Annotated in this window: 13 protein-coding genes and 1 riboswitch; of the genes, 5 read left to right on the top strand and 8 right to left on the bottom strand. The window is 38.4% G+C overall.

The window, feature by feature from the left end:
• Positions 1 to 580 precede the first annotated feature (580 nt).
• Together GMJ66_RS01450 and GMJ66_RS01445 are read right to left on the bottom strand one after the other, a co-directional pair.
• Entirely contained in the window at positions 581 to 868 is a 288-nt protein-coding gene (locus tag GMJ66_RS01450) for a TIGR04104 family putative zinc finger protein (protein ID WP_156288560.1), read from the bottom strand.
• Between the two features lie 59 nt (positions 869 to 927).
• A complete protein-coding gene (locus tag GMJ66_RS01445) occupies positions 928 to 2,004 on the bottom strand; it encodes a tetraprenyl-beta-curcumene synthase family protein (RefSeq protein WP_156288559.1) in 1,077 nt (358 codons plus the stop codon).
• A gap of 112 nt (positions 2,005 to 2,116) precedes the next feature.
• Between GMJ66_RS01445 and GMJ66_RS01440 the strand changes: the two genes are divergently transcribed.
• Positions 2,117 to 2,638 (top strand): gamma carbonic anhydrase, encoded by a 522-nt coding sequence (locus GMJ66_RS01440; RefSeq protein ID WP_156288558.1) that lies wholly within the window; start codon positions 2,117 to 2,119, stop codon positions 2,636 to 2,638.
• A 475-nt stretch (positions 2,639 to 3,113) separates the two neighbouring features.
• Here GMJ66_RS01440 and metK read toward each other — a convergent pair whose 3' ends face one another.
• A complete protein-coding gene (metK, locus tag GMJ66_RS01435; protein WP_156288557.1) occupies positions 3,114 to 4,310 on the bottom strand; it encodes a methionine adenosyltransferase in 1,197 nt (398 codons plus the stop codon).
• Between the two features lie 210 nt (positions 4,311 to 4,520).
• Positions 4,521 to 4,628: riboswitch (SAM riboswitch) on the bottom strand.
• 491 nt (positions 4,629 to 5,119) lie between these two features.
• Here metK and pckA point away from each other — a divergent pair.
• The 4 genes from pckA (at position 5,120) to GMJ66_RS01415 (ending at position 9,623) form a co-directional block, all read left to right on the top strand.
• A complete protein-coding gene (gene pckA, locus GMJ66_RS01430; protein ID WP_156288556.1) occupies positions 5,120 to 6,706 on the top strand; it encodes a phosphoenolpyruvate carboxykinase (ATP) in 1,587 nt (528 codons plus the stop codon).
• 340 nt (positions 6,707 to 7,046) lie between these two features.
• Positions 7,047 to 8,036 (top strand): ABC transporter substrate-binding protein, encoded by a 990-nt coding sequence (locus tag GMJ66_RS01425; RefSeq protein WP_156288555.1) that lies wholly within the window; start codon positions 7,047 to 7,049, stop codon positions 8,034 to 8,036.
• A 13-nt stretch (positions 8,037 to 8,049) separates the two neighbouring features.
• The gene (locus GMJ66_RS01420; RefSeq protein WP_156288554.1) at positions 8,050 to 8,826 is read left to right on the top strand and encodes an ABC transporter ATP-binding protein; all 777 of its coding nucleotides are present in this window, start codon (positions 8,050 to 8,052) and stop codon (positions 8,824 to 8,826) included.
• Positions 8,823 to 9,623, top strand: coding sequence for an ABC transporter permease (locus tag GMJ66_RS01415; protein ID WP_156288553.1), 801 nt, complete (start codon positions 8,823 to 8,825; stop codon positions 9,621 to 9,623). The genes GMJ66_RS01420 and GMJ66_RS01415 overlap by 4 nt, the downstream gene beginning before the upstream one ends.
• Positions 9,624 to 10,168: 545 nt before the next feature.
• Here GMJ66_RS01415 and ytkD read toward each other — a convergent pair.
• The 5 genes from ytkD to menB all read right to left on the bottom strand — a co-directional run bounded on the left by ytkD (position 10,169) and on the right by menB (position 14,794).
• Positions 10,169 to 10,648: an RNA deprotection pyrophosphohydrolase gene (gene ytkD, locus GMJ66_RS01410; protein ID WP_156288552.1), complete on the bottom strand. Its 480-nt coding sequence runs from the start codon at positions 10,646 to 10,648 to the stop codon at positions 10,169 to 10,171.
• Positions 10,649 to 10,676: 28 nt separating this feature from the next.
• Positions 10,677 to 11,219 carry a hypothetical protein gene (locus tag GMJ66_RS01405; protein WP_156288551.1) on the bottom strand — a complete coding sequence of 181 codons (543 nt, stop codon included), beginning with the start codon at positions 11,217 to 11,219 and terminating at the stop codon, positions 10,677 to 10,679.
• A 137-nt stretch (positions 11,220 to 11,356) separates the two neighbouring features.
• Positions 11,357 to 11,677, bottom strand: coding sequence for a hydrolase (locus GMJ66_RS01400; protein ID WP_156288550.1), 321 nt, complete (start codon positions 11,675 to 11,677; stop codon positions 11,357 to 11,359).
• Between the two features lie 471 nt (positions 11,678 to 12,148).
• On the bottom strand, positions 12,149 to 13,603 hold the full coding sequence (locus tag GMJ66_RS01395) for an o-succinylbenzoate--CoA ligase (RefSeq protein WP_156288549.1): 1,455 nt from the start codon (positions 13,601 to 13,603) through the stop codon (positions 12,149 to 12,151).
• 372 nt (positions 13,604 to 13,975) lie between these two features.
• The gene (menB, locus tag GMJ66_RS01390; RefSeq protein ID WP_156288548.1) at positions 13,976 to 14,794 is read right to left on the bottom strand and encodes a 1,4-dihydroxy-2-naphthoyl-CoA synthase; all 819 of its coding nucleotides are present in this window, start codon (positions 14,792 to 14,794) and stop codon (positions 13,976 to 13,978) included.
• Between the last annotated feature and the right edge of the window lie 18 nt (positions 14,795 to 14,812).

The raw sequence follows: 14,812 nt of genomic DNA, 5'->3' as shown, positions 1-14,812 counted from the left end.
TCTTCTTACATCTCATTTTTCATTTTATTATATAGTTCTTTTCGTAATTTTTTTGCTCTCAATCTCCGCTGTTGATATAAACTCTTGACTAATGAAAATTCCTATCGTGATGATCTCGCTTATTCTAATGATGATAGCGTGCATACATTCGCTCCCGCAGAATATTTACAGTTCGTGGACACGACCTAAAGCCTCCTCACGGAAAACCGGTGCGCCTGTGTCTTCTAGTAACGCTTCGTGGTAGAATTCCTCGGCGCAAGGGAACAAAGAAGATTACTCAAGTAGTACCCTCGCTGAAAGGTCTAGAACGTGCTGTTCCCACAGGACAAGGAAGGCGGTCTGCTGCTCTACATCGTACGAGAAAATCGGTTTTTATTTTCGAGGAGTCTACGTATTCTGCCTACGCTAGTACTGGTTTTCTGATTTATGTATAGCTATAACTTAAAGGGACGTTTGATAGTAAGCTTCTTTTCTTCTGAAGATAAATCTTAATTTATTCTATGAAAAAGATACATATCATACTACGCCAGACTGCTTGTTACTCGTAAAAAAGAAAAAATCGTTGTATTCTAGAGAAATATTATATATACGGCTCTTCTTTATTGGATAATTCCAAAAAGAGCGGATGTATGGATATCATTGCTAAAGTAACGAAAATCACTATAACAGTCGACCATCCAATTGAAAAATCAAATAAACCATTCGCAGCAAATATCAAAATAAGCAGAATGAGAGTAGATATAAGGTTTTTCTTTCTGGATGCTTGTGATGGGTATTGCTTTGTTCCACAGTGTGGACAGATATTGCGAAGTGACTTAACCGTCTGCATCCATGTCCATTTCCTTCCACAGGTCTGGCAGTTTGGCATAAAAAAACTCCCCCTTCTGTTATGATTTTATACGAAGCAGCAATACATAGCTCCCTAGTTTATCCAGCACTTCTTTTTTTATTGAATTTATAATACAACTTCGTGTTCCAATGAAAGAATTTCGCACTCCCGCCACTGATTTCAAGGAGTTCCCTCGCTAAACCCGCTCCTCCCTCGATGGTCATCACCTTCTTATCTCCCAAATATAGTCCGACCAATCCATGATGTATCATTTTATGAAACTGAGAATTTGGCAGAGATTGAACCCTTTGATCTGCCTGCTTTATAAAATAAGCAAACCGCTCCCTCATTTCTTTATTATTCGTATAAAAACTGCAAAAGTTCAGATCCCCTTCTTCTATATCTTCATTCTGATCAATAAAATAGTCTAACAAGATATGTAAACCTTGCATATATGGAAAATAGCTGTGAAAAACATCTTTTGTTAATTGCTCTGTCATGCGATCCGATAAGGCATAGGAAGCAAGGCAAAATATGCCAAGCGTTGAACCTGCTGCTGCTGCATACTCATACCAGCTCAGTGTCGGTGCTTGTTCTTTGTTACCCTCATACCAATTAGTAAGTCTGGGAATACGTTCATCCACTTTTACATGCTTATGGACTTGTAAATTAGCATACATTTCTTCTAATCGTAATAATGGTACCGTCACTGCTTCTCGCTTGCCTAACCTATTTATTACTTGCTGACATGTTTGAACCAGCTCTTTTAAATAGTTCCCGTCATCCTGATCATCACGCAGCTCGTAATAATTTTTGCATTCATTTCCTGGAGTAAGTGCATCTTCCATTGCCAGGTGTAAAAGCTCAAAATCATCAGGATTCAGCGATGTACTTCGATCACAAAGGTTATCTAAGTAGTCACTGATGGTTTGATAAGCAACAATAAAGCGAACAGCCTCCCTCCACTTTTCCTCAGCAAGCAGAGCAAACACCGCTCCGCCCTGGCAATGAAATCGTTTAGAGTTTATGCTGTTAAGCGCTTGTGTACGCAGTTCTTTATTAGGTATTTGTTCTGCCTGTGATCTCCACTTATGCAATTCCTCATTAACAGCAGGAAATATTTTTCGAAAGACAGTAGTCACTAATGTTAGTGAAGTTGTTGGTACGTGGGACAAAGTGTTTCCTCCAATCACTTTTTTCCAATCCTAATTGTTTGCTATACTTATTATATCAACATAGCAGAACATTTAAAAATATATAAATAGATAATAGGAGGAGAAATGATCCATGATTGGAGACTATAAGGGAATGAAACCAAATATTCATGACTCCGTATTTATTGCCAAAGATGCGGTTATCATTGGAGATGTCACGATTGATGAAGAGTCCAGTATTTGGTTTAAAACCGTTATTCGTGGGGATGTTGCACCAACTCATATCGGAAAACGAGTAAGTATACAAGATTTGTCCATGCTTCATCAAAGCCCAAACAATCCATTAATTGTTGAGGATGATGTTACTGTAGGTCACCAGGTTACTTTGCACTCTGCGGTTGTCCGGAAAAATGCACTGGTTGGTATGGGCTCCCAAATTTTGGATGGCGCAGAAATCGGAGAAAATGCATTCGTTGGAGCAGGAAGCCTTGTTCCCCCTGGAAAGAAAATCCCACCACACACACTGGTTATGGGACGCCCGGCCAAAGTTGTCCGAAAATTAACGGAAGCAGATTATGCCGAAATGGAACGTGTGAGAAAATCGTACGTGGAAAAAGGGCAGTATTATAAAGATCATACAGATTTAGGAAAATAAAGTGGTGTTATTAGGCAGGTACATGTTGCTTGGTGGCAATTTATTTCACTGATAAAGGCTGTTTTCTAAAAGATTGTTGCTTTTAAATGGAAATTTAATGTCGCATTTAATATAAACTCCTGTGCGCCGAGGAAGGCTACTACGAAGCGTTAATAGAAGACTAGAGGCGCACTTACGGTTTTCCTTTATGAGGTTTTAGGTCGTGCCCACGACCTGTAAGTATTATGCCGGAGCGAATAAAGTAGCTATCATCATTAGAACAAGCGAGAGCATCACCATAGGAATTTTCATTAGTCTTTATGGTCGCCCGCGGAAGTCGTAGTGTATTTCCGTAGCGGTAAGTTGGTGCTCCAACATCATTTAAAGTTAGTTCGCAGTTTATATAAATTCATAACAACAAACTTTACGAAAAGAAACTTAATAAAAAAGTCACCTAGCTCCTTTGTGAGCGAAGTGACTTAAATTTTAAAAAAAGTTATTTTACTAAGGCTTTTAATTCTTCCACTTTATCCGTCATTTCCCAAGGGAATTGAATATCGGTTCTTCCGAAGTGACCATAAGCAGCCGTGTTTTTAAAAATTGGTTTTCGTAAATCAAGCATACTAATAATTCCTGCTGGACGGAGATCAAATAATTCACGAACAGCATGCACTAAATCCACTTCAGATACTTTGCCGGTCCCAAATGTATCAATAGAAATAGAAACTGGTTCAGCCACTCCAATGGCATAAGCTAATTGGACCTCACAAGATTTGGCAAGTCCGGCTGCAACGATATTTTTTGCCACATAACGTGCAGCATATGCAGCAGAGCGGTCCACTTTGGTAGAGTCTTTCCCACTAAAAGCTCCCCCACCGTGACGAGCATAGCCACCATATGTATCAACAATGATTTTACGCCCTGTTAAACCAACATCCCCTTGTGGTCCACCAACAACAAATCGGCCTGTTGGGTTAATAAAGTATTTCGTGTGTTCATCCAATAATTCAGCAGGAACAACTGGTTGAATCACTTGTTCTTTCAAATCTTTTTCAATTTGTTCCTGCGACACTTCCGGATGATGCTGTGTTGAGATAACAATCGTATCGATACGTATTGGTCTATTATTCTCATCATATTCGACTGTTACCTGTGTTTTCCCATCCGGACGTAAGTAATCCACCACATTCTCCTTACGCACATCTGCTAGGCGCTTGGATAGCTTATGTGCCAGTGAAATCGGCAGTGGCATGAGCTCTTCTGTTTCATCACAAGCATAGCCAAACATTAGACCCTGGTCTCCTGCACCAATTGCAGCGATTGCCTCATCACTTATTTTACCTTCACGTGTTTCCAGTGCCTTGTCCACACCCATTGCAATGTCAGGTGATTGTTCATCAATTGCAGTCAGTACTGCACAGGTATCAGAATCAAAGCCGTATTTTGCACGTGTATAGCCAATCTCTTTTACGGTTTGTCTTACGATTGCTGGAATATCCACATATGTATCGGTTGAAATTTCACCAGCTACCAATACTAGTCCTGTAGTTACAGTTGTTTCACATGCCACACGGGCATTTGGATCCTCTTTTAAAATTTCATCTAAGATAGCATCGGAAATTTGATCAGACATTTTATCCGGATGCCCCTCTGTTACAGATTCAGATGTAAATAAACGACGATTTTCAGCCATTAGGCTCATTCTCTCCTTTAATCGATGTTACGGAACTCTATTCATTCATGCATAATAAAAGTACACCTCAGGCATTTCTGTTCTGCTATATTTTATCTATATTAAGCATTGGAAAAGCCGATGTTTTTTATACAATAAAGAGCAAGAATTTCTTCATTAAAGTAAAAAATCCCATTCCTTCTAATGAGGAAAGGGGTACCGGTCCTTTCACTCTTATTGTCCAAGGAATTATCCTTGCTTCAGGTAAGCACCTTTTCACGGGTAGTGATGGTTGCTGGGCTTCATAGGGTCTGTCCCTCCACCAACTCTGAATAAGAGAGTATCCGTTCGAAGTTTATCGTAACGAAACATACTGTTAATGTCAACAGTTTTATATGGGCATACTTATATAAATGAAACTGTTATTTTTAGTAACGAAGATTAGGGCCGGCCCATTGCTTCTTTACGAAATGAACCTAAATTTTTAGTCAGAAATAGAAATTCGAATTCATAAAATGACTTTCAATCAGTGGATTTTTCTTTCCCCACTAATTGTTAGTACCATAAGGGTATGACCTAAAGGCCACTGAAGGAATCAGGAATTTACTGGCTACAGCCCCTCTCTTCTCATTCTTGAAGCTTGTTTCTTACAGTCAATTAATTAGGTAAAAAAATCAATATTATTTTTGAGTATAAATTTACAAAATTTAACTACAAATAGTATGGACTATTTTTATAAATGTGTTATACTAATAAACAAATCAAGTAAAATATATGGTGGATTGTTATTTATACGCATGTAACCCATCAAAAAAAGGCAGGAGAAACAAATGAAAATGGTGGAAAGAACATTGTTAAAGGATCTTTACATTCACAAAAACATCAAAGAGAATTTATCAGTGCCACAGTTAGTGGAACGAATCCTAGGCCGAAAAGAAGCTGTTCTATCTGAAACAGGAGCCGTTCGGGCAACAACAGGTACCTATACAGGGCGATCTCCTAAAGATAAATTTATAGTAAAAGATGAAGTTTGCGAAAAATTTATTGATTGGGGTCCAGTTAACCAATCAATTGAAGAAGAATACTTTGATAACTTGTATCAAAAAGTCGTTGACTATTTAAAAGAGAAAGACGAAATTTTTTCTTTTAAAGGATTTGCAGGAGCAGATAAAAAGTACCGCTTGCCAATCCAGGTTATTAATGAGTATGCATGGCATAACCTGTTTTCCCGTCAATTATTCATTACACCAACAGATATGGAGTTAGAAAATCACCAAAGTGAATTTACGGTAATTTCTGCACCGAATTTCAAAGCAGACCCAGCTGTCGATGGAACGAATTCGGAAACGTTTATCATCATTTCTTTTAAAAAACGTGTCATTTTAATTGGTGGGACAGAATATGCTGGGGAGATTAAAAAATCCGTTTTCTCCATCATGAATTATCTGCTCCCACAACGTGATGTATTATCCATGCACTGCTCAGCAAATGTTGGTCAGGAAGGAGATGTTGCTCTTTTCTTTGGACTTTCAGGTACTGGAAAAACGACACTTTCCGCAGATCCTTATCGCCGCCTAATTGGTGATGATGAGCATGGATGGGGACCAAATGGAGTTTTCAATATCGAAGGTGGCTGCTATGCAAAATGCATTAACTTATCAGAAGAAAAGGAACCACAGATTTATCATGCGATTCGGTTTGGTTCCGTACTGGAAAACGTAATATTAAATGAAGAAACACGACTGCCGGATTATAATGACACATCTTTAACAGAAAATACAAGAGCAGCATATCCGTTGGAAAATATAAATAACATTGTGACACCAAGTGTTGCTGGTCATCCAAATGCGATCATATTTTTAACGGCAGATGCATCTGGAACATTACCACCAATTAGTAAACTAACAAAAGAGCAGGCCATGTACCATTTTTTAAGTGGTTACACAAGTAAATTAGCAGGTACAGAGCGTGGTGTAACAGAACCACAAGCTACATTCTCAGCCTGCTTCGGTTCACCATTTTTGCCGTTAGCTCCATCCAAATATGCGGAAATGCTTGGCGAAAAAATTGACCAGTACAATACCAATGTATTTCTTGTTAACACAGGCTGGACTGGTGGATCTTATGGTGTTGGGAAGCGCATGAAACTTTCTCATACACGTGCAATGGTTCATTCTGCACTTGAAGGTGAATTAAACAATGTTGAAACAGTTACAGATGAAATATTCGGGCTGGAAATTCCGCTTCATATTCCAGGCGTTCCAGATGAAGTGCTAATTCCTAAACAAACCTGGGAAGATAAAGAAGCCTATGATCTTACTGCAAAAGATCTTTCATTGAAATTCCATCATAATTTCATGAAATTCACCGAAGCGTCTGAAGATATCAGGCAAGCAGGACCATTGTATAAAGGGTAAAAAAGGTTCCATTTATTATTGAACCAAATAAATTTATTTCCTCATCCCAAAAGGATTTATTTATATGAGTGAAAACTAATAGTACAGTAACATGCTGACAGCCGGTCTCTGAATGGAGACCGGTATTTTTTCGTTTGTAGAGCTTAACATTTAGCTAATACATTGTTTTTCTAATCGACCTTTGGGGTTTCCACTAAACTTTAGATTTCCCTCCTCTTTTTCGGTGATTCTCCACCCTTCCCCTCTCTGCTCCAAAAATTCATCTAGGCATTCACACATTTTTCGCCCAAACATAATCTATTTTAAGTAAGATTATCTTAACGTGAAAGGGTCGAATGACATGAGAAAGATTAGATTTTTCGCTTTATTTTCGATTGGATTGCTTATCTTTCTATCGGCTTGCAGTTCAAACGGGACAACAAAAATAAGCTTAGCTGAAGTAACGAGATCGGTCTTTTATACACCAATGTATGTTGCATTAGAACATGGATTCTTTGAGGAGGAAGGATTGGAAGTTGATCTGCAAACTACATGGGGTGGCGACACGACAATGACTACCCTATTGTCAGATGGTGCGGATATTGCATTAGTGGGTGCGGAAACATCCATCTATGTGTACGCACAGGATTCCAGAGATTATGCCATTAATTTTGCCCAGTTAACACAAACAGATGGGACATTTTTGGTAGCTAAGAAACCAAAACCTGACTTTAACTGGGATGACTTAAAAGGGAGCAACTTTCTAGGCCAGCGTGTTGGTGGAATGCCACAAATGGTTGGTGAATATGTTTTGAAAAAGCACGGAATTGATCCACATGAAGATGTAAACCTGGATCAAAGTGTCGATTTTGCAAACATACCAAGTGCATTTGCTTCAGGGGATTATGAATATGTACAATTATTCGAACCAACAGCAAGTGTATTTGAACGAGAAGGAACTGGACATATTGTTGCTTCTTTTGGAGAAGAATCAGGAACCGTACCTTATACCGGATTTATGGCAAAGCAGAGCTATTTGGATGACAACAAAGAAGCAGTCTTAAAATTTACCCGAGCACTATACAAAGCACAGCAATGGGTACAGGAAAATGATGCAGAAACGATTGCCGAAACTGTTTCTCCATTCTTTGAAGATACAGATGTTGAATTATTAGCATCCTCCATTGACCGTTATAAGAATCAGGATTCCTTTGCAACTGATCCAATTTTGGATCAACAAGAGTGGGAGCAATTAAAAGAAATTATGGATGAAGCCGGAGAACTTCCAGAAGATGTCCCATATGAAGAGCTGGTAAACACAGACTTTGCTGAAGAAGTTATTAATAACTAAGGAGGGAAATACGTTGTCATTTCTAACCTTAGAACATGTTTCACACCACTATTTTTCCAAAACTGGATATACAAAAGCACTGGAAGATATATCTTTTTCCTTAAAAGAAGGAGAATTTGTTGCATTGCTTGGTCCCAGTGGGTGCGGCAAATCAACTATACTTTCAATTATCGCTGGAATCATCAAACAAACGGAAGGAAAGGTTTTACTCGAAGAAAAACCAATTCAGGAATCAAAACTTGCGATTGGATACATGCTTCAAGAAGATTATCTTTTTCCCTGGAAGACGATTATTGACAATGTATTGATTGGACCGAAGATTAATCAAAAACCTACAAATGAATGGAAGGATACAGCAATCAAAATGCTGAAAGAAGTAGGATTAACAGATGTTCAAAATAATTATCCTTCTTCCTTATCCGGGGGCATGCGTCAACGGGCAGCACTAGTTAGGACTCTCGTGAATGATCCTAAAATTCTACTTCTGGATGAGCCTTTTTCCGCACTTGACTATCAGACAAAGCTTAAACTGGAAGATTTAGTCGGAAAACTGTTAAAGAATTATCACAAAACAGCCATTCTTGTTACCCATGATATCGGTGAGGCGATTGCGATGAGTGACAGAATTTTAGTAATGCGTTCCAACCCTGGCAGTATTTCCAAAACGTTTGAAGTACCTATCGAAATACGCCAGGCAACACCACTAAATGCCCGTAAACATCCTAAATATCAACCGTTATTTGACAAGGTTTGGGAAGAACTGGACAGAAGAGAAGGTGGTGTCAAATGAAGAATGATGAACAATTATTTGAAAATTATTTAAAGAAAAGCAAAAGGGAAAACAACATTGTAACAATGTGGCAATTCATCATTCTATTTGCATTCTTTGTTTTATGGGAATTCTCCAGTCGATTATATTGGATTGACCCACTACTATTTAGTTCGCCAAGTCGAATTTTCGAATTACTTTTTGAACGATTTTCAAATGGTTCCATGTTTACCCATTTATCTGTCACGTTATTTGAAACTATTTTAGGCTTCATTATCGGTACTATTGGCGGGGTAATTCTTGCCACGCTGTTATGGTCCTTTACCCGGTTTTCAAAAATTATGGATCCTTATCTTGTTGTATTAAATGCGATGCCAAAAGTGGCACTTGGTCCAATCATCATTGTTGCGCTAGGTCCGGGATATTCTGCCATAATTACGATGGGGTTCCTTGTTTCCGTTGTCATTACAACATTGACTGTATATTCTGCTTTTAATGAAGTCGATCCGAACTATTCCAAAGTATTAAAGAGCTTTGGGGCAACAAGATGGCAATGCTTTAAAGAAGCTGTGTTCCCGGCAACCATGCCAACAATGATATCTATGTTAAAAGTAAATGTCGGTTTATCCTGGGTCGGGGTAATTGTTGGAGAATATCTAGTTTCCAAACAAGGTTTAGGTTATTTAATCATTTATGGGTTCCAGGTATTTGACTTCACTCTCGTCATGTCAAGCCTCGTTATCATCGCCATACTCGCTGCAATTATGTATAAAGTAGTAGAAAAACTAGAAGGATGGCTAATCAAGCATACCACATAACAAGAAATCGGAATTCACCGATTTCTTGTTTACTTTGAAATAGTTTCTTTTCGAAAAATTTGTTGTTATGGAATATATATAAACTGCGAACTAACTTTAAATGATGTTGGAGCACCAACTTACCGCCACGGAAATACACTGCGACTTCCGCGGTTGACCATAAAGAAGCAGATATCGACCGTTACGCAAAATATCAACACAAAGAAAGCATATATCAACCAGCGCAAGCGGGATATCAACCATTAGAGGGCATTTATCACTCGTGTCTATACTTTAGCAGCGCGGTTACTACTTGAGTAATCTTCTTTGTTCCCTTGCGCCGAGGAAGCCTACTAAGGAGCGTTAATAGAAGACTAGAGGCGCACTTACGCTTTTCCTTGATGAGGCTTTAGGTCGTGCCCACGAACCGTAAGTATTCTGCCGGAGCGGATGAAGCACGCTATAATCATTAGTATAAGCGAGAGCATCACGTTGGGAATTTTCATTAGTTCAAAGTTTATATCAAATATGGAATACATTCTTTGAAAAAAATAAGACCAAATCATTCATGATCTGATCTTAGACATACATTTTATTTGTTCCAGACAATAATCCAGTACGTGATCTTTCATAATAAAACTGAAACGTTCATTATATTTAACATTTGCCGGAATTTTATCTAGGAGAATGGGTCCATCGGTTTCATAATAGGTCTCCTGTTCTTCCAGCCTGTCAATCACGGCATAATACACACTCTTAACCACCGAATCACTTTTACCATTTACATGGTACTGACCTATATAGTGTATATTAGCAACGATTCCACCAGTTTCTTCTTTAATTTCACGGATAGCTGCCTGTACAGAATCCTCTCCTGCTTCCACTTTGCCTCCAGGAAATTCCAATCCTCTTTCCTTATGCTTGGTTAAGAGCCAGTTATTCTGATATTTACAAATAACCCAAACATGTTTTGGATTATTTGTAAAAGGATGGTCCTTAAAGGATAAGGTTACTTCATTATTGTAATAATCTCTAAATGTTTTCAAAAACTTCAACTGCCTTTTTCCCAACTTGCTATCGATGTGTAATATTGGATATTTTCCAGGTGGAATCGTATGTAAATTCGATTTCTATCACATACTCTCCGTACATATCGGTTGTATTTTCCTGTATGATTTTCACATGATTATCACTGATATACTCTATTTCATAGTCATTATCAGCAATAAACCATGGCGGGGTTTCCGTTGGTAATATATATAATCCATCTGGCTCTTCTTCATAGTAATATTCAACATAAGGAGAAGCAGCTTCTTTAGTGGCTACACGTTTAAATTCTGTAAGCAACGATTCGACTGTATGAAAGTCCGCTACTTTATAGTCTTCTCCTGTGTCCTGAACTAATATATCCATAAACTCATCGGTTAACACTACAATTTCCTCGTGGTTTAATTGCCTATTATGATTGATTCGCAGCATTTCATCCTTTTCCAGTGAAGATGAAATCAGCTGATGATTCTTAGCGGATACCGGTAATGCAGTTTCATTCGTTATACTTAAAATAACGACGATAAAACATACAGATAAAACACCTAGAATGACGGCCATTTTTTTCATGTGTATCCCCCTTAGTATTCTTTATCATACTATTCCTTTTTTTCTAAGGGGTTAAACCTCGATGCGACAGGAAATTTAGTATTCCATATTTATTGGACGAGCAACTATATATAAGATAACATATTTCACTTACATTTTCACATAGGTCTGTCGTCCAGTATTCCCATACTTTCAATATGCTCTCTAGTTTTTTTATTTCCTAAATCATGCAGCATTTGATAAACATCCAGTAAATTTTCGTCATAGCGATCATTAGAAGAATCATTATGGTATTCAATAATCGGGATGTGGGCTCGGACAAAAGTACCGAATCCGGCATCATGCATGTTGTTAAATTTTCTTCGTAATGTACTTAACTCCGAGTCGGTTGCATGAATTTCCAAATAATCATGGTTGTCATGTTTTCTATGTGAGATTTCTCCATCTGCAACATTTACATAATATTTTCTTCTTTCCATACAGAACACCTCCTATTACTAATTTGGCTTCAAATATAGATACTATTCTCCCATAAAAGCTCTTTTAGTAAGTTTGTTCCTATATTTCATCATCGTAGTTGAGAGGATGTCCAACATAGGTTTAGATAATGTTGGAGCTTTATCTACCGCTACGGAAATACACTACGCGCACCTTAGGGCGTCTGGTGAGCCTCTTTTCCCGCAGGAGTCTCCGTGTATTTCCTTCGCTGGTATAGTCCTTTGTAACTTTTTTGTTTGATTATACTTGATTTATTTATCGACTATCGTAATGGTTGATTAGAGCGGACGGCAGTCTACTACTAAGAGAAAGCGAAGACGATGAAACTCCTCAGTAAGCGTTTTTTGATCGCAGAAAACTACTGTCCGTAGCTGAAATCAAGTTACGCTTATGTCTAACTTTTTCAATTTTGTCGCAAAACCAACATTTTTTTAGAAAACAATCTTTCGTAATTAGTAATTATCCTGTAACTCAAGGAGTTTGCTTCTGACCAGCTTGTTGGATGCATTCCTTGGCAGTTTGTCTACAAAATAAATTTCTTTTGGCAGTTTATATTTGGCAAGACGATTTTCTGCAAAAGCTAAGATTTCCTCTGCTTTAACAGCTTCATTTTTTACGATAAATGCAACAGGAACCTTCCCCCAAGTATCATCCGGTTTTCCGGTTACACCGACTTCTTTAATTTGCTTCATTCCTGTAAGCACACTTTCAATTTCCGATGGGTAAATATTTTCTCCTCCAGAAATAATTAGATCTTTTCGGCGATCCACCACATATAAAAATCCATCCTCATCCAGATAGCCCATGTCTCCGGTTGCTAACCACCCGTCTTTAAAAGCCTTTTTATTTACACCATCCTTTTTATAGTATCCTTTGGTTACCATAGGTCCTTTTACCATGATTTCTCCAACAGAATTCTCGTCTGGATGTTCAACTTTTAATTGAGCCGGGAATAACGGTTTTCCAGCGGATCCTATTTTTTCAAGTGCATCTTTTGGGCTTAATGTAACAATTTGTGAGGAAGTTTCGGTCATACCATAGGATTGAAAAACTGGGACACGCTTCTCTTTTGCTTTTTCCAGCATCGGTTTTGGTGCCGGGCCTCCTCCAAGCAGGAAGCATCTCACTGTGTCAGGGTATGTATTCTCCCCTAATTGATTCAGCAGGTTTTGAACCATCATAGTAACAACAGAGATAATAGTAATCCTTTTCGACATCAGGGCATCATGTACTTTTGTAACATTAAAGCTTTCCAAAAGGTAAATAGGCATCCCGTATATGACACTTTTAATGGATGTGGACAATCCACTGACATGAAAAATAGGCAACGCGATGAGCCATTTATCATGTTCACTCAGGCCTAAATTAAGTGCGGAACCTATTGCACTCCACCAATGATTTCCATATGTATGAATGACTCCTTTTGGAAAACCAGTCGTTCCAGATGTGTAAATAATTGTAAATGTATCATCGAGTCTAAGTTCTGTCCTTAATCTTACATCCTTTTCCGGCAAATAATGGATCTCTGAAAAGCTTTGGATGGAATCCACCTGTAACTGCCTTCCTTCTTCTTTTAATTCCTCTGCAGTTAACAATAGGGATACATCTGCATCCTTTACTTGATAATTCAGTTCCTCTGCAGTTAATCTGGTATTCAATAAAACCCCCACCGCTCCAAGGTAACTAAGAGCATGGATGGCAGCAATCATGGAAATGCTGTTATTCGATAAAATTCCAACATGTGTACCTTCTTGAACACCCGATTGCGCTAATTTCCTGGCAAACTTTTGACTGCTCACCTTCAGCTCATTGAAGGTGCATATCTCTCCATTATCGAGTTCAATAGCAATTTGATTTGGTGCGAGATCTGCTTGTTTGGTTAGCCAATGTGGAATCGTTTCTGTCATAGATATTTCCCTTTCTTAAAATAGTTGTCAGATTGAAAAGTCATTCCCTTTATTTAGTGAATGTAGTACTTTTCTTATTTCCTAGGTTCTTTTCGTAATTTTTGCAACTCTTTAATCCTTACAGTTGATGTAAAGTGCGAACTAACTTGAGATAATATTGGAGCTACACCTACCGCTCCGGAAATACACTACGCGGGCGGCTGGTGAGCAGTTTATGTATATAGTGTTAAAACAAATCTTTTAGAAATAGCCTATATTTTTACACATACTCCATCAAAATTCATCCTGCGCTAATGTAAACAAATGATTATAAATGAAAAACCCTTGCTCCACAAAGCAAGGGGGGGAAAGTTAATTTATTACAATACAAAATCAAGGGAAACGCGGGAATTTCTTGAAGTTTGGTTTTCTTTTCTCTTTAAAAGCGTCTCGTCCTTCTTTTGCCTCATCTGTTGTATAATAAAGCAATGTTGCATCTCCACCAAGCTGCTGCAATCCGGCCAATCCATCCGTATCAGCGTTAAAGGAAGCTTTTAGGAAACGAAGTGCTGTTGGTGATTTTTCTAGAATCTCTTCACACCATTGTAATGTCTCTTCTTCCAGTTTTTCCAGGGGTACGACTTTATTGACCAAGCCCATTTCATATGCTTCTTCTGCATTGTATTGACGGCATAGGTACCAAATTTCACGAGCACGTTTATGCCCTACTAAACGCGCAAGGTATCCTGCGCCATAACCCGCATCAAAGCTTCCTACTTTTGGTCCAGTTTGTCCAAAAATAGCATTATCTGCAGCAATCGTAATGTCACAAACCACATGCAGCACATGTCCACCACCAATAGCATACCCTGAAACCATAGCAATTACCGGTTTCGGAATAGTACGGATTAGTCGCTGTAAGTCGAGTACATTCAAACGTGGAATTTCATCACTACCTACATATCCACCATGTCCACGAACAGATTGGTCTCCACCAGAACAAAATGCTTTATCGCCTTCCCCAGCAAGCACAATCACACCAATATCTGAATCATCACGTGCATCGGCAAATGCGTCAATCATTTCATTCACGGTAAGTGGTGTAAATGCATTGCGTTTCTCTGGACGATTAATAGTTACTTTCGCAACCCCATTATATTTTTCATAAATTATTTCTTCATATTCCCTTGCTATTTTCCATTCAGCAGTCATACGAATCCTCCTTTTTTA

The sequence above is a fragment of the Oceanobacillus salinisoli genome, from assembly GCF_009733865.1.
Lineage (GTDB): Bacteria > Bacillota > Bacilli > Bacillales > Amphibacillaceae > Oceanobacillus > Oceanobacillus salinisoli.
Note: the sequence above shows the minus strand (reverse complement) of the source record. Positions and strands in the feature narration are given on the sequence as shown.